At 38.7% G+C, this 19,659-nt stretch carries 16 protein-coding genes; 12 read left to right on the forward strand and 4 right to left on the reverse strand.

Annotated elements, in window-relative coordinates; translation table 11 throughout:
• Positions 1–82: 82 nt before the first annotated feature.
• The 7 genes from HII17_RS04840 (at position 83) to HII17_RS04870 (ending at position 7,249) form a co-directional block, all read left to right on the forward strand.
• Positions 83–1,531: an alpha/beta fold hydrolase gene (locus HII17_RS04840; RefSeq protein WP_169074235.1), complete on the forward strand. Its 1,449-nt coding sequence runs from the start codon at positions 83–85 to the stop codon at positions 1,529–1,531.
• Between the two features lie 10 nt (positions 1,532–1,541).
• Positions 1,542–2,279 (forward strand): ABC transporter ATP-binding protein, encoded by a 738-nt coding sequence (locus HII17_RS04845; RefSeq protein WP_169074236.1) that lies wholly within the window; start codon positions 1,542–1,544, stop codon positions 2,277–2,279.
• Positions 2,279–3,454: an ABC transporter permease gene (locus tag HII17_RS04850; protein WP_169074237.1), complete on the forward strand. Its 1,176-nt coding sequence runs from the start codon at positions 2,279–2,281 to the stop codon at positions 3,452–3,454. The genes HII17_RS04845 and HII17_RS04850 overlap by 1 nt, the downstream gene beginning before the upstream one ends.
• A 50-nt stretch (positions 3,455–3,504) precedes the next feature.
• Positions 3,505–4,101 carry an RNA polymerase sigma factor gene (locus HII17_RS04855; protein ID WP_169074238.1) on the forward strand — a complete coding sequence of 199 codons (597 nt, stop codon included), beginning with the start codon at positions 3,505–3,507 and terminating at the stop codon, positions 4,099–4,101.
• Positions 4,098–4,673, forward strand: coding sequence for a hypothetical protein (locus HII17_RS04860; protein WP_169074239.1), 576 nt, complete (start codon positions 4,098–4,100; stop codon positions 4,671–4,673). The genes HII17_RS04855 and HII17_RS04860 overlap by 4 nt, the downstream gene beginning before the upstream one ends.
• 249 nt (positions 4,674–4,922) lie before the next feature.
• Positions 4,923–6,179: a serine hydroxymethyltransferase gene (gene glyA / locus HII17_RS04865; protein ID WP_169074240.1), complete on the forward strand. Its 1,257-nt coding sequence runs from the start codon at positions 4,923–4,925 to the stop codon at positions 6,177–6,179.
• Positions 6,180–6,487: 308 nt separating this feature from the next.
• On the forward strand, positions 6,488–7,249 hold the full coding sequence (locus HII17_RS04870) for a substrate-binding periplasmic protein (RefSeq protein WP_169074241.1): 762 nt from the start codon (positions 6,488–6,490) through the stop codon (positions 7,247–7,249).
• Positions 7,250–7,406: 157 nt separating this feature from the next.
• On the opposite strand, the gene HII17_RS04875 is transcribed toward HII17_RS04870, so the two are convergent.
• Both HII17_RS04875 and HII17_RS04880 read right to left on the reverse strand, forming a co-directional pair.
• Positions 7,407–9,773: a hypothetical protein gene (locus HII17_RS04875; protein ID WP_169074242.1), complete on the reverse strand. Its 2,367-nt coding sequence runs from the start codon at positions 9,771–9,773 to the stop codon at positions 7,407–7,409.
• A 2-nt stretch (positions 9,774–9,775) separates the two neighbouring features.
• Complete coding sequence (locus tag HII17_RS04880; protein WP_169074243.1) at positions 9,776–10,408, reverse strand: cohesin domain-containing protein; 633 nt, start codon at positions 10,406–10,408, stop codon at positions 9,776–9,778.
• Positions 10,409–11,031: 623 nt separating this feature from the next.
• On the opposite strand from HII17_RS04880, the gene HII17_RS04885 reads away from it, so the two are divergent.
• The 3 genes from HII17_RS04885 to HII17_RS04895 are packed head-to-tail and all read left to right on the forward strand — an operon-like array spanning position 11,032 to position 13,745.
• Entirely contained in the window at positions 11,032–12,114 is a 1,083-nt protein-coding gene (locus tag HII17_RS04885; protein ID WP_169074244.1) for a 3-deoxy-7-phosphoheptulonate synthase, read from the forward strand.
• A 19-nt stretch (positions 12,115–12,133) separates the two neighbouring features.
• On the forward strand, positions 12,134–13,261 hold the full coding sequence (gene tyrA, locus HII17_RS04890; RefSeq protein ID WP_169074245.1) for a bifunctional chorismate mutase/prephenate dehydrogenase: 1,128 nt from the start codon (positions 12,134–12,136) through the stop codon (positions 13,259–13,261).
• Between the two features lie 7 nt (positions 13,262–13,268).
• Positions 13,269–13,745 (forward strand): thioredoxin family protein, encoded by a 477-nt coding sequence (locus HII17_RS04895; RefSeq protein WP_169074246.1) that lies wholly within the window; start codon positions 13,269–13,271, stop codon positions 13,743–13,745.
• 64 nt (positions 13,746–13,809) lie between these two features.
• Here HII17_RS04895 and HII17_RS04900 read toward each other — a convergent pair whose 3' ends face one another.
• Together HII17_RS04900 and HII17_RS04905 are read right to left on the reverse strand one after the other, a co-directional pair.
• Complete coding sequence (locus HII17_RS04900) at positions 13,810–14,445, reverse strand: hypothetical protein (RefSeq protein WP_169074247.1); 636 nt, start codon at positions 14,443–14,445, stop codon at positions 13,810–13,812.
• A gap of 66 nt (positions 14,446–14,511) precedes the next feature.
• The gene (locus HII17_RS04905) at positions 14,512–15,168 is read right to left on the reverse strand and encodes a hypothetical protein (protein WP_169074248.1); all 657 of its coding nucleotides are present in this window, start codon (positions 15,166–15,168) and stop codon (positions 14,512–14,514) included.
• A 179-nt stretch (positions 15,169–15,347) separates the two neighbouring features.
• On the opposite strand from HII17_RS04905, the gene HII17_RS04910 reads away from it, so the two are divergent.
• Both HII17_RS04910 and HII17_RS04915 read left to right on the forward strand, forming a co-directional pair.
• A complete protein-coding gene (locus tag HII17_RS04910; RefSeq protein ID WP_169074249.1) occupies positions 15,348–16,400 on the forward strand; it encodes an efflux RND transporter periplasmic adaptor subunit in 1,053 nt (350 codons plus the stop codon).
• A gap of 2 nt (positions 16,401–16,402) precedes the next feature.
• On the forward strand, positions 16,403–19,489 hold the full coding sequence (locus HII17_RS04915) for an efflux RND transporter permease subunit (protein WP_169074250.1): 3,087 nt from the start codon (positions 16,403–16,405) through the stop codon (positions 19,487–19,489).
• The last annotated feature ends 170 nt before the right edge of the window (positions 19,490–19,659 follow it).

The raw sequence follows: 19,659 nt of genomic DNA on the forward strand, positions 1-19,659 counted from the left end.
TTGCGTAGACTACTTAACAGAATGATATTTTTAGCAAACTATTTCGAACGTCATTTATACAACAAAGGAATTGAAAATTATAATGTGGAAATCACTTATAGCTTTGGGAATGTTGGCGAGCTCTGCGTCAGCTATGGCTCAAACGCATCAACTTAAAATAGACGATTGTCATATTGATGGCATTAAAGAGCAAATTAAATGCGGAACGCTTACTGTACCAGAAAATTACAATAAGCCAGACGCGGTAAAGATTGACGTGAATTTTACCGTGCTACCTGCAATCGACAACAGCTCTAATAAGGTTCCGTTAATGTTCTTAGCGGGTGGTCCGGGCCAAGCAGCAACAGAACTTTCTGCTATGTTGCGTCGCAATTATTACGAAATCCGTAAAACTCGCGATATTGTCTTGGTTGACCAGCGTGGTACCGGAAAATCTAATCCATTGCTTTGTGATAACGAAGCATTCAAGGCGACCAATGTTTATACAATGAGTTCGTCTGATTATAACATTGACGAAATTCACTCATGTCTTGCTGAGTTTAAGCAAGACTTAAGTCAGTACAATTCGGAAAACGCGATCCGAGACTTCGATGCCGTTCGTGAAGCGCTAGGGCATCAGCAAATTAACATATACGGCGGCTCTTATGGTACTCGAGCTGCACTAGTGTACATGCGCTTATTTCCACAAAATTTAAAAAGCGTCGTACTTGATAGCGTTGGCCCAATTGAAGTACCTATTGGCCCGTTTGGACAAAGTGCAGCTCGCTCGTTTAGTTTGTTGATAGAAAATTGCCATAAAGATGCTGAATGTAAAAAGGCATTCCCTAATTTAGAGCAAGAATATCAACAAGTATTTGAGCGTTTGGTTAAGTCGCCAATCGAAATCGCTATTCCGCACCCTCGTTTAGGTACAGAGGTTAAGTTTCTTATTGATGCAGAAAAGTTTGTTAGCACATTGAGATTACAACTATATAGCATGGGACAAAGAACCTTAGTGCCACTTGTCATCAATCAAGCGTATAAAGGAAACTTTATGCCGTTTGCTGGATTAGTAGCAATGAATGATGAAGAGCAAGCGAAAGGCTCTTTATACTTTGGTTTAACGTTGAATATTGTTTGTAACGAAGACTTCCCTCTAGTCGATGAGAATGCATGGTTGGCTGATGCCGATAATAGTTTTGGCCGTAATATTAGCCATAGAGCGTGGCGACTTGCCTGTCCAGTATGGCCTAAATATCGTCCTGATGCAGAGTTTTACCAATCGGTCACCGCGGATATTCCAACACTGATCTTGTCCGGTAACTTAGACCCAGTTACGCCACCGGCTAATGGCGATAAGTCTGATGCAACTTTACCTAACAGTAAGCACATTGTTGTTAAGAATGCTGCCCACATCGTTGCCAACACTGATTGTGGTGTCGGTGTTGTCGCACAGTTTTTAGATAGTCTAGATGTGTCTTCGCTAGATGAAGAGTGTTTAGCTGAAATACCTGATGAGTCATTTATGACAAGTCTGAACGGTAACATGTAGGGATGCAAAAATGATTAAAGTAGAAAATTTACATAAAACCTTTGGCAAAGATGTTAAGGCGTTAAACGGCTTATCATTCACCGCAAAAGATGGCGAAATTACCGGTATTTTAGGCCCAAATGGGGCAGGGAAAACCACTTGTTTACGTACGTTATATGGCTTACTTAAGGCTGACGAAGGTATTGCAACAATTGATGGCATAAGTGCCGTGGATAACCCAATTCAAGCGCGTGCTCAGCTAGGGATTTTTCCAGACAAGTTTGGTCTGTACGAACGTTTAACTGCTTATGAGCAAATCGATTATTTTGCCAGTATCCATGGTATGTCAGGCGCTTCTAAAAAAGCTGCGATAGAGCAGATTTTGAAAGATCTTGAAATGGAAGAGCTTGCGCACCGAAAAACACAAGGTTTTTCGCAAGGTCAGCGAATGAAAGTCACTTTAGCTCAGGCCTTAGTACATAAACCTAAAAACTTCGTTTTAGATGAACCAACGCGTGGTCTTGATGTAATGAGTACGCGAATTTTACGCGACTATTTGAATCGTTTTAAGGAGCAAGGCCACTGTATTTTGTTCTCTTCTCATGTAATGCAAGAAGTAGCCGCTTTATGTGATCGCGTTGTTATTGTCGCAAATGGCAAATTAGCCGCAGAAGGAACACCAGAGGAGCTATGTCAACTGGCAGGAGAAACTCAGTTGGAAGAAGCCTTCGTGAAATTGATTGGCTCAGATGAAGGAGTAGCAGCGTAATGAGTGCAGGATTTGGTCAATTAAAAGCATTAATTATTAAAGAGTTTAAAGAGGCTTTTCGTGATAAGCGTGCCTTAATGGTGGCATTTAGTATGTCGTTATTAGCCCCTGTAATGATTATGGTGATGTCTAAAACCATGATTAAGGAAATGGTTGATAAACCGACTGTTTACGCAGAAATTTCTGGTGGAGAGTTTGCCCCTAAGCTCATGAAAGAGTTTCGCGATGAAAACATCGTACCGTTAAGTGAAGCAAGTGAAAATGACCAACGTATTTGGCAGAAACGTGGTATTAAAATTACCATCCCAGATACGTATGGTAGCGATATGGTTGAGGGCAGGGTAATCAATATAACGCTTAGCGCTGACTACAGTGATAAGCCGAGTTTAAGCCCTGTGCGTCGTATTAAAGATGTTGTGCGTGACCATGCAAGAGCTATTGGCTACAAGCGGATAATAATGCGTGGTATTGATGTACGCATTATGAAACCACTAAATATTGTTGAGCAAGATAGATCGCAACCAAGCAGTAATGCCATGATGATCAGTATTATGCTGGGCTTATATCTATTAATGGGCGCGTTTATGTCGGGTTTATCAATTGCGATAGATTCGAGTGCTGGTGAACGAGAGCGTAATGTATTGGAAATGCTACTGTGTCAGCCAGTAAGTACCTTAAAAATAGTGCTAGCCAAATTGACTTGTTCTGCGAGTATTTCTGTATTGTCTATTGTTTTAATGTTGACCGTAACTTCAGTTTCAATAGGTTTTGTTGATTTAACTAAAATTGGTGCAACGTTTAACATTGATGCTTTTACCTTTAGTGCTTTGCTTATTCTTTTAGTGCCAATTTGTATATTGGCTGCAGCGCTTCAACTGTTCTTCTCATTCCAAGCTAAAAGCTTTAAAGAAGCGCAGTCTACGGTAACCATGCTAATTATGTTACCTGCCTTTATTCCAATTGCTTTGACATTTATTGATGATCGCCCAGCGTGGTTAGATTGGGCGCCTGTCGCAGGGCAATCAATCATTATGGAAGATTTATTTAAAGGGCTTCCGGTTAATTGGGCTGCTTTAGCGGTCACTAGTTTAGTTACCATTGTAATGTCCGCGGCATTGGTTTTGACTTTAGCGAAGAAGTTAAAGTCTGAAAAAGTGGTTATGGCATTAAGCTAACCCTTAATTGTTAACTAGATGTTAACTATGTTGGCTCGGAGATTTGCCTTATGATACAGTTTGTTGTTCAACCACAACGCTACACTAGTTTTACGTTAGCGAACTATCAGTTGACCAATAATAATAAAAATAAGGAAAGTCTTTTGAGCCATCAGAAGCAGTTTGCTGAGTGGATGTCAGATCATGAAAAAATGCTCAAGCATATAATCGTGGGTTTTGAAGCTAAACCTGCAATTCAAGAAGAGCTTTTTCAGGAAATCGCGCTCAATATTTGGCAGGCATTACCTAAATTTAAGGGAGATGCCTCGGTAAAAACATTTGTCGCCCGTATAGCACATAATATTTTAGTGACTCATGTGGCTAAAGCGGTGCGTACAGTAAAAGCAGATCAAGATATAAACGAGCAAGAGCATATAGCCTCTGGTGAAGCTACACCTTACCAACAATTAGACAAACAGCAGCGTCAGCAACGATTATTTAAGGCAATTAGGCAACTTAAGCTCGACCAACAGCAAATAATCACACTGGCATTAGAAGGAATGAGTTACCAAGAAATGGCTGATATTCTGTCAATTTCCATTAACCTAGTTGGCGTTCGCTTACAGCGTGCAAAAACATCACTAATGCAATTATTGGAGGCGAAATGACAGACAAAACGCCTTTAGATGAGCAATGGGATAGTTTAGTTGAAGACTGGCAATCTCAACCTTATGAAAAAGTAAATATTACTAAGCTTATTCATCAACTTAAAAAACGAACCTTATACGCCAAAAGTGTTTTAGGGTTAGATGTATTAGCGACGCTATTTTTATTTTCTGCCTTATTTTATGAACTAAAACAAGTGCCTGTAGATATTGCTACGGTAATATTTGTCGGAATTGGTGCGGTAGGTTCTTTGATATACACCATTGTCGAATTTAACATTCGCATTAAAACCTGGCGGTTAGATGCTAGTGATCCTAAGCAAGCATTTGAAAAAAACATCAGTGGTTTAAAAGGAGCAATTCAGTTTGCTAATCTTTGGCTTTATAGCTGCTATATTATTTGCCCTATTGTTAATTGGTATATCTGGGAGTTAAGTAAAACCAGTGAAAAACCAATACTACCTGCATATCTATTTGCCAATGGCCTAGTAGCAGTAATGCTCATTGGTGCCTACATCTATAAAAACAAACGACAAACTGAATTAAAACAAATGAATGATATTATCAACGGATAATCACTCTTTATTCTGTTTATAATTTTGTTTTTCTTGTTAGGTGTGAATTATATTTGTTGAATTGAGTTGTTTTCTGCCTTATATTGATTTCAGGTTTTCTGTGAATGATTGCATGAAATATTTTATAGCGACATTCATTGATATTTACCCGAAAAGTACGCGCTTTATCGTGTACAAATCAATCAAATTCGGGCAAAATATGCCGCCTTAAAATATCAACATTAACGTTATCACCACAGAGGATAAAACATGCTTACTCGTGATATGAATATTGCTGACTTCGATGCAGAACTATGGCAGTCCATGCAAGATGAAGTTGCTCGTCAAGAAGCGCATATTGAACTTATTGCATCTGAAAATTATACCAGCCCACGTGTACTTGAAGCACAAGGTTCACAGTTAACTAATAAGTACGCTGAAGGTTACCCAGGCAAGCGTTATTACGGTGGTTGTGAGTTTGTTGATAAAGCTGAAGAATTAGCGATTGAGCGAGCTAAAGAGTTATTTGGTGCAGATTACGCTAACGTACAGCCGCATGCAGGCTCACAAGCAAACGCTGCTGTATTCCAAGCATTAGTTACACCAGGTGCAAAAGTGCTTGGTATGAGCTTGGCACACGGTGGTCATTTAACTCACGGTTCTCATGTTAACTTTTCTGGTAAGTTATACGAAGCAATCCAATACGGTTTGCACCCAGAAACTGGTGACATCGACTATGAAGAAGTAGAGCGTTTAGCATTAGAACATAAGCCAGAAATGATCATTGGCGGTTTCTCTGCGTTCTCTGGTGTTGTTGACTGGGCACGTATGCGTGAAATTGCTGATAAAGTAGGTGCATACTTTATGGTTGATATGGCACATGTTGCAGGCTTAATTGCAGCGGGCCTTTATCCAAACCCAGTGCCACATGCACATGTAGTGACTACAACCACTCATAAAACATTAGCTGGCCCACGCGGTGGTTTAATTGTTTCTGGTTGTGGTGATGAAGACGTTTATAAGAAGTTAAATTCTGCAGTATTCCCAGGCGGTCAAGGTGGCCCATTAATGCATGTAATCGCAGCTAAAGCTGTTGCGTTTAAAGAAGCATTACAACCAGAATTTAAAGAATATCAACAACGTGTATTAGATAATGCAAAAGCGATGGTTTCTGTTCTTCAAGAGCGTGGTTATAAAGTGGTATCTAACGGTACTGAAAACCACTTATTGCTTTTAGACTTAATCGATAAAGACATCACAGGTAAAGATGCTGATGCAGCTTTAGGTCGTGCACACATCACAGTAAACAAAAACTCTGTGCCAAATGATCCGCGTTCTCCGTTCGTAACTTCTGGTCTTCGTTTAGGTACTCCAGCAATTACTCGACGTGGCTTTGGTGTTGAAGAGACTCAGCAATTAACCGGTTGGATCTGTGACATCTTAGATAACATGGGTGATGATGCGGTAATTGAGCGTGTAAAAGAACAAGTTTCTGAGATTTGCTCTCGTTTTCCTGTTTACGCTTAATTTGGAAGATTATTGATTAGCGAGTTATCGTCATAAGTACTCACGTATGTTTATACGCTATGCGTTTACTTATTAAGTATTCTCACTAAGAATGTCTTCGTTAAATTATTGTTATATATTAAAGGCCGCAATAGCGGCCTTTTTTTATTTTATTAATAACGTGGCGTGATTTTTCTGACTAAACAGACATAGTTAACTATACTTGATTGTGTTATACCCTGTAATTTGTTGATATTTAAGGACTGAAATCGATTCATTTATTTATAAAATATTACGTTCGCATATTTGATTTGGAGTAGGACAAATATATGTTAAGGCTTTTTATCTTCATTCACTTAATATTAATGTGCTTACCCCTGCAAGCTAGAGAATTTGTGATCGGCCTTAACGAGAGAGATGTATATCGATTTAAGAATGAACAGAATAAATGGGCAGGTATCGACATAGAATTGATCAATGCTATTGCCAATAAAACGCCATACACTTTCAAATATATTGAGATGACTTGGCCGAGAGTATTAAAAAGTGTTGAAAGAGGAGAGATCGATATAGCGCTTTCGACAAGTGTGACTGAAGACAGGGAAAAATATGCCTTGTTTTCCAATGAACCCTTTCGCTATAGCCTCCATATGTTATTTGTGCGTAAATCTAAACTTAAATCATTTAAATCAGTAAGCAAGTTATCTGATCTTATTAATGCCCCAGTAACTATTGGGGCATTACGCGGAGCAATTTATAGCGACGCATACCAACACTTATTAAATAATGATGCCTTTAAAAGTAGAATTGCATTTATTGATAACGACAAACGAATGCCTAATTTTGTATTGAAAGGACGAGTCGATGGATATATCGAGTCTGAGATTGAAGGCAAAGCATATTTAACGAAAAACCCAGCTTTTGAAAAGGAAATTGTACCGTTTATTTACTTGAATAAAGAAGACAATATTTCAGGTAAGTTAATGTTTAGTAAAAAAACGGTTTCTCAAGATACGGTAGATATATTCGATGTCGCACTTAAAGAAATACACGAAAGTGGTGAATATCAAGCAATTATGAGTAAATATTAACGTTGAAATATAGAAAAGTCATGATTTAATGGCTACTTCGCTGGCTGTTTTGATTGTTTTATGAAGTTTCATTAGTTGCTACTCGAATGCTTAAGTGTAAAAAGGGCAATGCTATTTTACATTGCCCTTATAGACGCTCAATTCAATAATCTTAAAATCACCCCGCAGGAGCACCTAATACTTTTCCATTGTCACGTAAGCTTTGTAGAAATGCTATTTGGACATTGATTTCGGCAAGACCTTCAGTAGAAAACTTGGAGATTGCCATAAGGTCAGTCGCCACTTGTAGAGCATCTTGCAAAATAAAATCAAAAGTAGCGGCAGTTGAATAGGTAATAACGCCAACAGGCTTAAATAAGTCGCTGCCCAAATTGATATTAGTGCTCAACTCTAGATCAATGTCTTTTCGCATTTTATCAACGTTAAGTAGTACGACTGACTCAAAGTGGTCGAGTATTTCTTGATCCAATGTTCCACCATCATAACCAAAGAATTGTAATTTGGCGGATATATCGAAACCACATCTAACGAACTCACTAACACCTAGTGCCGTGTAAGCCAAGCCATCCGGTGAAAAAGATAAGTATTCTCGACCTGCGCGATCTAAAAACTGCAGTATTGAGTCGCTTATTGAATATATCCCGGTGCCACCAAATTGTTCATAAGCAACGTGATTTTTGACTATTTCACCTATTAAATTTAAAACTTCAGGATGTATACAACCGTAACCTTCTGAACCACCAAATGCAGCACTTGGATCGATAAATGGTAGATGGTCGAGTAGTCGCTGTTCATAAATTGGGTCAACATTGTCGAGGAATGCTTCAGCGTATTGGTGAATAATTTCAGTAGCAATATCAAATAATTCTTGGCCTCTTTCATCTCCTATTGCTAGAAGCCGAGCTGCTGTAGTTATTATGGTACTAATATCGCTTTCGGCTTCGGATATGCCATGTTGTTTGAAATCAAGTGGCCGGCTTAACAATAAATTTGCTAACTCCATTGCATGTTCAAACGATAAATCATCATCTTGTCCAACATTAATGTCATATTGAGCCTGTTCGGTTTGGCATATATTTGTGAATTCGGCTACCCCCATTATTGTGGTTCTAGTTTGATCGAAAACGTTAAGACGACCAGAGAAGCCAGCTGGAGCATTAATAAAATGGAAGTTATTGTTGTTAATACTACCTGGGAAAAACCACCGGTTAATCGCTGGCGGTGAGTCAATTGTTAGCAGAAATGATAATTTGCTTATTTCGTCAGCATCCAACAATTTCCCATCTAGATCACTTAATACGAACTGGGCACTGGGACATTTTGCACCAAAATGCCAATCTAAGTTAAAGTAGCTAAGATGGTTAATGGGGAAGATCAAATCAAACATGCCATCTAAAAAATAAAGGTCTTGAACTGTTCCCTCTTTTTCATAGCTCCACTTACCAGTGTCTTCGTCATATGACCAAATAGGAATCGTATCGCCTACCTTGATAGTATTCCCTTCAGCATCTTGAGTGCCCCATTTCACTTGCATAGCAACTTCTATGTCTTGTGAAAAGCGTTTAACTTTATTTCCTGCGTCATCTTCAATGTTAATGGCGGCAAAACCTGCTGATTTAAAATTTATTTCACGTTCACCATCTTGGACTTCTCCATTAATACTAAAGCTTGTCGCATCAGCAATGACATTTAGACCACCTGGGTAGGCATCGAGAGCTTGTGCTTCATAAGGATCATAAGTAACTACTTTGAGTTTGGTTGCATCGATAAGGTTACCTGTACTGCCAGTCATTTCTGTGCCGGCAGGAATGCTTACACGAATTGCTGGCGAACCAAAAGCAACTTCACTAGTAAGTTCAATTGGTGAGACTACTTTGCCATCTTTAATGTTATTTTGAATTGACTGACTAGTTACCAATATACCTGGTGCAGCTTCCCCGTCTTCATCTTTAACTAACATAAGCTCGACATAGTAGTGCTGCTGATTTGGTGACAAAAGAATGGAGGCGCCAGTATCAATATAGCCGTCAGCGTTAGCGACGATCTTAATATCTTGACCTTCTTCAGGAGTCGCTCTTAGCTGTAAAGTCGCAAGTTTTATAGGTCCAGTAAGCGTCAGTGGATTAACCGTTTCAATATCTTCATTGACTAGCTCAGGGCCTGAAAAATTCAGCTTGACTGAGCTGCTCGCCTCAAGTTTTGTTGGATTAGCATTGCTGATAGCAACGACGATTTTATATTCACTTATTTCAGGTTCAGGCTCAGGCTCGGCACATCGAGGTAAAGTACAGCTTCGCTGACATAATCGACCATCAGTAATATTGATTAGCATATTACTATCGGCATCTCTTGGATCGTCAATATTAACGGCTGATTTACCACGATCTTTAAAAATCTGGGAGATATCGAGGCGGTCAATATCATTATCTTGATCAACGTCACATTTTGTCGCAAGTGCACTAAAGCATAGAGTGCTAAGTATGAGACTAAATAAAAGCTTTAGCGCCGTGTTTGAATGTCTCATGGTTATTCTCCAAAACGTGATTGGCAATTTGTACTGTGTTTTTGTTGCCGATATACAACAAACAAGCCGAACACCATTAATAGCCAGATATTAGGTTCAGGTACTTGGGTTGAATTGATATCAAAAGTCAGCGTATTCGCTGGACCTGAAAAGGATTCAATAAAAGGATCTGCACCGGTAACTAAAGCGTTGGCAATTGATATTTGAGTCGTCCCTGTTTGCTCAGTGAGGAATGATAGAGAGCCAAGAATGAAGTCAGTCCCTCCTTGTAGTGAAGATAAGTCGAATTCAGACAAAAAAGAAATTTCAGCAAAGTTTATATAATTGCCAAAGTCTACAGCATCTTGGATTGAATCTATTCCACCGCCCAATAAGCTGCCGAAACTTGCTGATTGAAGCGATAAAATCGCTGGGTCAAAGTTAATATCAACGTCATAACCGCTTACAACATCGAGCCCTAAATCTCTTACCCACAAATCAATAGTTAACGTGTCGCCTTGGTTGGGGCTAAATGTTGAGGCTTCTATGCTGATGATGGTTGCGCTTGCTTGGTTTTGCCATAGCACTAAAAATGCAATTAGCAGGCTACCAGCAGCCTTATTGATAAGTTTTTTTATTGGTAATTTGTAATTCATAAATAACTCCTTTTGTAGTGGTACTCCTAAAAGCCATAGTTAACTTGTTGGTGCGTATAATTGACACCGAACAATTTACTAACCGATGAAAAGGAGTATTTTACGGAGTTCATAAAATAGCCACTGGATTTGTTTGAATTTACTTGAATTAACTTGAAACTTTTCAAAAACAAGAAGTTATATTGATGTTTGCTGGAGAAATAATGTTAGGTTTTTTAGGAGGAACTTGATCTATTCTCGCGAACTCAATCAATTGTATTGATTTAATCAGTACGCAATTTTCTCTCTCATCGTTGAATATTTACATTTTTATCTTCGCTGTATATCACTATAAATAGTTGGTGTACCTAATAGTGTACAAAAGGTGAAAATAATACTTTACACTTATGTTGTTTACTTCTAGTATGTCAACAAATGAGCAGAGTAAAAGCTCAATAAGCAGTTTTGATTACACAACCCTTTTATTTAAAGCGACGATAATGCAGCATAATTTCCTCACAATTTGTTATCGATATCCGCGATATTACCGCTATCTAGGCTTTACCTACTTTATTAAGTAAGCATTGCTTACTGACCCCATTATTCTATATTTATTTTAATTAACGACTTCATTGGAAGATATTATGGCTACAGCACCTCACGTTAAAACATTGAACGATATTCACGTTAATGCAGAAGAAGTATTAATTACTCCTGACCAACTGCGAAAAGCATTGCCGCTAAGTAACGAAGGAAGAGAGTTTGTAAAAGCATCGCGACGCGTTATTTCTGACATTATCAACAAGAAAGATCATCGGCTATTAGTGATCAGTGGGCCTTGTTCTGTACATGATGTTGAAGCGGCAAAAGAATATGCGCACAAGCTCAAGGAATTAGCGGAAAAGCATAAAGACTCTTTATATGTTGTTATGCGAGTGTATTTTGAAAAACCACGTACTACAGTTGGTTGGAAGGGATTGATTAATGACCCTCATATGGACGGGTCATTTGATGTAGAAACAGGCCTGCTAAAAGCGAGAGAGTTGCTTATTTATTTAACAGAACTTGGATTACCGCTAGCGACAGAAGCACTGGATCCTATAAGTCCTCAGTACTTGGCTGAATTATTTAGCTGGGCGGCGATAGGTGCTCGTACAACAGAGTCGCAAACCCATCGTGAAATGGCTAGTGGTTTGTCAATGCCAATTGGCTTTAAAAATGGAACCAATGGTAGTTTAGATGTCGCGATAAATGCGTTGCAGTCGGCAGCATCTTCACATCGCTTTATGGGAATAAATAAGCAAGGTCAGGTGGCACTGATAAAAACTTCAGGTAACCCTGATGGTCACGTTATCTTACGTGGTGGTAAGCAACCTAATTATGATTCAGTTAATGTTGCATTGTGCGAACAAGACTTAACTGCTAAAGGTGTTGAACCTGCTATAGTGGTAGACTGTAGCCATGGCAATTCAAATAAAGATTATCGTAGACAGCCCTTGGTTGCAGATAATGTGGTCAACCAAATTTGTGAAGGCAATAAGTCAATTATTGGAATTATGTTAGAAAGCAACATTAATCCAGGTAATCAAAGTGCAAACTTACCTCCTGCTGAGTTAGCATATGGTGTATCAGTCACTGATGCTTGTGTTGACTTTGACAGCACTGAAGCTATTTTTGCACAGGCAAGTGAAAAGTTAGCGAGTGTTTTACCTAAACGATTTAGCTAATTAGTTAGCGAAAGACTATATGAAAGATATCTCTCAAGATCTAGCAAAGTACAGAAATAAAATCGACCAACTTGATAGTGAGTTGGTCGAACTTTTAGCTAAACGCAGAAAAATCACGACTAAAATTGGTGCATTAAAAAGTGAAGTAGGCATGCCTATCTATGCACCTGAACGTGAAGCTAGCTTGTTAAGCGAACGACGCTCACAGGCAGAAGATAAAGGTGTTAATCCAGAACTTATTGAAGACATATTGAGGCGTATGATGCGTGATTCATACTCTAGCCAAGATGAAAGTGGTTATCGATGTGTTAACTCTAAATGTAATGAAGTGATTATCATTGGTGGCCAAGGACAACTTGGCGGTATTTTTGTCGATTTGTTTAAACGCTCTGGATATAGCGTTCATATTATCGAAAAAGATGATTGGGATTATAGTGAGCAAATATTAGCTAAAGCTAGTTTAGTAGTTGTGGCAGTGCCAATACGTTTAACTGCTATGGTGATTCAGCGCCTTTCGAGCTTGCCCGACAATTGTATATTGGCTGATGTTACCAGTATAAAAGAATCACCATTGTATGAAATGATGAAGGTTCATTCTGGCCCTGTGGTTGGTCTTCACCCAATGTTTGGCCCAGATGTTTCAGGTTTAATTAAACAAACTATAATCATTTGTGAAGGGCGAGGGGAGTCTGACTACCAGTGGTTACTTGAGCAGTTTAAAGTATGGGGCGCAACGGTTTATCCTGTTTCTGCATTTGAACATGACAAAGCTATGGCCATGGTTCAAGTTATGCGTCACTTTTCAACAATTGCATATGGCTATCATTTAATGACCGAAGGGGCTGACTTACAACAACTGGTTGATATGAGCTCACCGATTTATCGCTTAGAGTTGATCATGGTTGGTCGTTTGTTTGCCCAAGATCCTGTTTTATATTCAGATATTATTTTTGCCAATTCTGATAATGTCGCTATGATGAAGCGCTTCGCCTATCGTTTTCTTGAATTACTAGAAGATGTCGAAACAGGTGATAAACAAGCTTTTGTCTCAATGTTTGAGCAAGTGGCTGATTGGTTTGGTGATTACGCTGATATTTTCTTAGCGGAAAGCAAAACTATGTTGCTGAAAGCGAACGAAATAAAATAGGAACAAAATGTTAAGAATAAAGCAATTTTTTGCATTAATAGTTGTCGTGCTTGGCCTTGCATCGTGCGCATCAACTAGTGATAAGCCTCAGGACCACATTGGTGAAATTAGTCAAGCTCAGTTAAATAAGCGATTTCTTATATTTAATAAGAATTATAAGGCGTTTGCATTAACCAAAGAGCAAATTGACGTAGTTAAGGCGTTACCGAAAGACTTATCGGTTGATATTTATTTTGGTACTTGGTGTCATGATAGCGAACGAGAAGTACCAAGAATGTTGAAGGCTTTAACACACAATAGCTCGGTGTCTATTAATTTAATCGCGTTAGATTATCAAAAGCAAGATCCGAAAGGGGAAGCGATAAAAGCTGGTATTAAATTTACTCCTACGTTTGTTATTAAACAAAAGGGGCAAGAAATTGGCCGGATTATTGAGCGACCTCAAATTGATTTAATTGCAGATCTTGCAAAATTTGTTGGTTAAATAGTCACAAATAAAACAAAAAAACGCCAGTGGTTAACTGGCGTTTTTTTTAGTTTTAATTGAATTAAAAGGCAAAGGCTAAGCCAATTGAAACAGCGGTATCTATGTATAATGCGTCATCGAATTCAGCCGCACAAACATCGTTTTTACAGAATAAATCTTCATCTTCATCGGTAAGTGTTGCATAGGCACGCAATTCGGTCGTTAAAGCAAAAAAGGGCGAAAACTCATAACGAGTACCAAAAGCAACTGTCGCAGAAGGGTAAAAACCGCTTTCATAGTCAGAATCTAAATAAGCACCACCTAAACCAAGTGAAAACGTGGTTACGTATGACTGCTGCCTAAATAGAGCAACGCCGCTAAAGTGCGTATACAAGATGTTTAGGTCTTCCGAACTACCGTCAATTTCACTGTCGAACTCATGGCTCACATAGTTAATTAGCACTTGACCTTGGCCGCTTCCTTGTGGGGAGTCTTTCCAAGAGAAGGCAATGCCAAAGTGGCCATCATTAGATAATTCAATTTCATCGCCACCTGTTGAACTAATGTCTGAGCCAAACATATAGCCAAAGTAAGGGGTAAATTCGTAAGTTGCATCGCCATTTACTTGGTTGGCATTGGCACTATAGCTAGTTGTTAGGCAAAGTGCTAAAAGTGCAAAAATGGACTTGGCTATATTTGTAGTGCTCTTGCTAAACATAAGCGTTTCCTTGTTCTTGTTTTATATATAGATTACACCGCATTACGGTTAATACAAGTTAAGTGGTTATTTTCCGTAGGAAACTAGTGTTTCAGAAGCATGCATTGTCAAAATCTGGATAAGTTTTGCGCCAGTGATGCTCATGGGGTTATTTTCCTTTAATTGTTCAGGGCTCAGTGAAAGCTTATTAACAATTATTTCCTCAATAGGTGTTTTGTTATCTTGAAGTTTTATATAAAGGTTTTCGATTACTAGTTTTTGAATATTTACATTGAATTCTTGACGGCCATTTAAGCCAAGTTTATTGCTCATCGCTTGACCAACTAATGTATCGATATCGGCAGAAAATTTTGCCAATGCAACTCTAGGTTGATTGATAGGAATAATGAATTCAACACTAGGTAAATTAACGTATTCAACAACAACGTTTCCTTTTTTCAAACTTCGTTTTTCATATTGCCAATTAATTTCATTTATTTTAATTGTTGCGCTATCTTTTTCTGTTACAGGGATGGTTAAATCAATATCAAATAAACTCCCTTGGTTATTCGCATTCATTAATTGAATATCGCGAAGAGCAAAATGACTGCCGCGTGGTAATTGTTGATTGATCTCTTGTTGGTATTGGACAAGATATTGTTGCATTGAACCATTGGCGGCATACCACATAAGTCCACCAAGTATTAAAAAAACGACAATGGCAAGGCTAGCTAATTTATTCACATTCAATTCGTTACTCAATTTGGAATGAAAATAGTATATATGATTTGCTTTAAGAAAATGAATTTCTTCGAAAATTGTCTATTTTTCGCCTAACGTCCTATATTTTCAGATGAATAACCTCGTTGCCTACGAATAAGTTAGGTATATTTCACGCTTCAAAATTTTAAGAATAAGTTGTTATGTCTAGCTCTATTAAAAACCGTTTACCATTTTTATTGATATTAGCATTGTTAGTCGCTTTAGTTGCTTATATTAACTGGCCAGCAGAACAGGTTCAGAAACAACGAAAAGCTAGGGTAGTCGCGGTTAAAGTAGCTAAGGTACAAAATGCTGACTTTAAAGATGTAATTGAAGCTCTTGGTAATGCGAGAGCGAATGAGCAAGTGTTAATTACTTCAAAATACGCAGATCTTGTCGATGAAGTTTCATTTCATGATGGTGCACTAGTTCGTAAAGGCGATATTTTGGTTAAACTTAATAACCAAGAAGAAGCGGCAAAGGTTAAAGAGTTAGAAGCTAACTTAGCTGAATCGGTAGCACAGCTTAATCGCTACCAAGATTTACTTAAAAATAAAGCGACGTCCAAATCTCAAGTAGACCAGCACGAAGCGCAAACTAAGGCGATCGCTGCACAGTTATTAAGCGCAAAAACAAAACTAAATGAATTAACCATTACCGCACCGTTTGACGGAGTATTAGGTTTTCGTCAAATCAGCGTTGGTGCCTATATTAAGTCGGGTGATGTAATTACCTCACTCGACGATTTAGGTATTGTTAAAGTTGACTTCTCAGTGCCTGAACGCTTTTATACGACGATCAAAATTGGCCAAGTGATAGAAGCAACTAATACTGCATACGTGAACAAAATATTTGCAGGAAAAGTGACGTCGATAGACCCTAGAATCGATAATGTCACAAGAATGGTAAAAATTAGAGCTGAAATTCCTAATCAAAATTATGAGCTTAGAGCGGGGATGTTGCTTAAAATCAAGGTAGAGCGCAGTATCGAGAAGGTGCTACAAATCCCAGAAAGCGCGATCATCCCTATTGAAGATAAACATTTTGTCTTTGTTATTGATGATAATAAAGCGTTGCGCAAACAAGTTATTGTTGGCAGACGAAAGCCTGGTATTGTTGAAGTTGTAGATGGCTTGATGGAAAGTGAATCGGTAGTCACTGAGGGGGCTTTAAAGCTTCGTGACGGCACTAATGTTAACGTGCTGGAGCAATAATTGTGATTCTATCGGATTTATCGGTAAAGCGCCCAGTCTTTGCCACTGTATTAAACTTGTTAATAGTCACCTTTGGTGTTGTCGCGTTTTTCTTGTTACCTCTTAGAGAATATCCTGATATTGATCCACCTGTTGTCAGTATTAATACGACATATCCTGGAGCCTCTGCTGCGATTATTGAAACTAAGATAACTCAGGTATTAGAAAACCGAATTAGTGGCGTCGAAGGGGTGAAAAATATTACTTCTAGCAGCCGAGTAGGACGCTCTAGTATTACGATTGAATTTGAATTAGATCGAAATATAGATGCCGCGACTAATGATGTCAGAGATAGAATTTCACGTGCGCTAAGGCAATTACCAGAGCAAGCAGATCCGCCAGAGGTATTTAAAGCTAATAGCGATGAAAGTGTCATTGTATGGTTTGTTATGCAAAGTGAAACCATGACGACCCTTCAGCTTACTGACTATGCTGAACGCTATATTATCGATCGATTTGCGGTAGTTGATGGCGTTGCACAGGTCCAGGTAGGTGGTGGTCGCACTTACGCGATGAAAATATTTTTAGATCGTGTGGCTATGGCTGCGCGAGGTGTGACGGTTGATGATATCGAATCAACATTAAGAGCACAAAACATTGAATTACCTGCTGGTGAAATAGAATCTATTGATCGAGACTTTTCAATACGTGTCGAACGAAGTTACCGTTCAGAAAGTGACTTTGCACGTATGGTTGTGGCTAAAGGTGCTGATGGTGAATTGGTTCGTTTAGCTGATATTGCAAAAGTTGAAGTTGCTGCTGAAGATGACGAAAACATGTTTCGTGGTAACGGTAAAAATATGGTTGGACTGGGCATAATAAAACAGTCTAAGGCCAACACACTTGACGTAGTCAAAGCTGCTCGCAAAGAAATGGCTAAAATTCGAGATTCATTACCTGTTGGTACCACTATTACCAATAGTTATGATTCATCGGTGTTTATACAAGGCTCAATTGATGAAGTATATAACACCTTGTTCATTGCCATGATGATGGTAATAACAGTTATCTTCTTGTTTTTAGGTAATATTAGAGCAACGTTAATACCCGCAGTAACAGTGCCCGTAGCACTAATTGGTTCAATGATGGTGCTTTCAGCGTTAGGCTTTTCAATAAATTTATTGACCTTATTAGCGCTAGTATTGGCTATAGGTTTGGTGGTAGATGACGCCATCGTCGTCCTTGAAAATATTTATCGTCGAATTGAACAAGGTCAACCTCCTTTATTGGCTGCTTTTGAAGGTGGAAGAGAAGTGGCATTTGCAGTTGTCGCAACAACATTAGTGTTAGTCGCGGTTTTTGTTCCTTTGATATTTTTATCGGGCAATATGGGACGGCTTTTTACTGAGTTCGCTTTAGCAATTGCTGCGGCAGTTGTATTTTCTAGTATTACCGCATTATCTTTGACACCTATGCTTTGTTCAAAAATGCTTAAACACCGTGAACGAAGTTCGTCTTTTGGTCAAATGTTAGACAAAGGTTTTGCACGTTTAGAGCAGGCGTATGCCAATTCTTTAAAGGGTACTATTAAACAACCAGCATTATTAGTGATGATAATTATGCTGTCGCTCTATGCGGTTTATAGTTTGTTTTTGTTATTGCCAAATGAATACACTCCTAAGGAAGATAGAGGTGATATTTTTATTCTGATGCGTGGCGCTGAAGGTGCAAGTTATGAAAACAACGTTAAGAATATGCAGAAAATTGAAGATAAGTTAATGGCTTATCAAGACAAGGGTGAGTTGGATCGGGTTATTGTGCGTGTACCTGGTTTTGGCGGTGCCGGCGGAATTGCAATTGTAGGTTTGCCCAAGTGGGGCGAAAGAGCGTTCTCGACATTTGAGTTTGCAGCTAATATAAACCAAGAATTATCTTCGATAACAGATGTCAGGGCATTTGCTATTTTAAGACAAGGTCTGGGGGGCGGACGTGGTGGGAACCAGCCCGTTCAATTTGTGATTCAAGGCAATACCTATGAAGAATTAGCAAAATGGCGAGATATATTATTAGCTGAGGCTCAGAAAAACCCCAAGCTGAGTGGGGTTCAAAGTGATTATAAGGAAACGTTTCCACAACTAATCGTCGAAATTGATCATAATCGAGCTTACGATTTGGGTGTACCAATAGGTGATGTTGGTAAAACTTTAGAGACCATGTTGGGACAACGAAAAGTGACTAATTTTGTTGAACGTGGGGAAGAGTATGATGTGATTATTGAAGGTAATGAAGCGGACTTTAGTAGTCCAAGTGATATCGACAATATCTATGTGCGCTCTCGTGAATCTGGCCAATTAATCCCGTTGTCGAATTTAATTACTATTACCGAAAATGCGACATCGTCTCAGTTAAATCGTTATAACCGGCTAAGAAGCGTAACGATAACTGCAAACTTAAGCGATGGTTATTTGCTTGGCGATGCTCTTGAATTTTTGAATGATGTAGTGAAAGAGCATTTACCAGATGAAGCTCAAGTTGACTATAAAGGCCAATCGCTATTGCTAAAAGAGTCAGGCGCGTCTGTACTATTTATTTTTGGCTTGGCCTTATTGATAACGTATTTTGTTTTATCTGCGCAATTTGAAAGTTTTGTTCATCCATTCGTTATATTGTTAACTGTACCGTTGGCATTAGTTGGTGCTTTAACTGGCTTAGAATATATGGGGATGAGCCTAAATATTTATAGCCAAATTGGTATTGTTATGTTAATCGGTTTAGCGGCCAAAAATGGTATCTTAATTGTCGAGTTTGCCAACCAACTTAGAGATCAAGGTGAAGAGTTTGAGCAAGCCTTAATTCATGCCGCGCAGCAACGATTGCGTCCTATCATCATGACGACATTCACCACAGTTATGAGTGCTGTACCTTTAGTTTTAGCGTCTGGCCCCGGGCACGAAAGTCGGATGGTTATTGGTGTAGTAATCTTTGCAGGGGTATCTCTAGCGAGTGTATTTACCTTATTTGTTGTGCCAGCAGCGTATTATTGGTTGTGTCGACATACTGGTTCACCACAAGCGATTGCACAAAAATTGGAAAAACTACAACGAAAATAATAGGTTAAATTAATGCTAAAAAGGCTAGCTATTCAGCTTGCCTTTTTAGGTTGCGAAAGAAAATTTCTTGGCTAGAATGATAGGGCGTATTGTTCGAGTGTTAGTATCTTTTTAATTTAACAATGCGTTAATGTTTCTCATTTTTCTACCCTGTTTTAATAAGGATTTTC

The sequence above is a fragment of the Thalassotalea algicola genome, assembly GCF_012932965.1.
GTDB lineage: Bacteria > Pseudomonadota > Gammaproteobacteria > Enterobacterales > Alteromonadaceae > Thalassotalea_F > Thalassotalea_F algicola.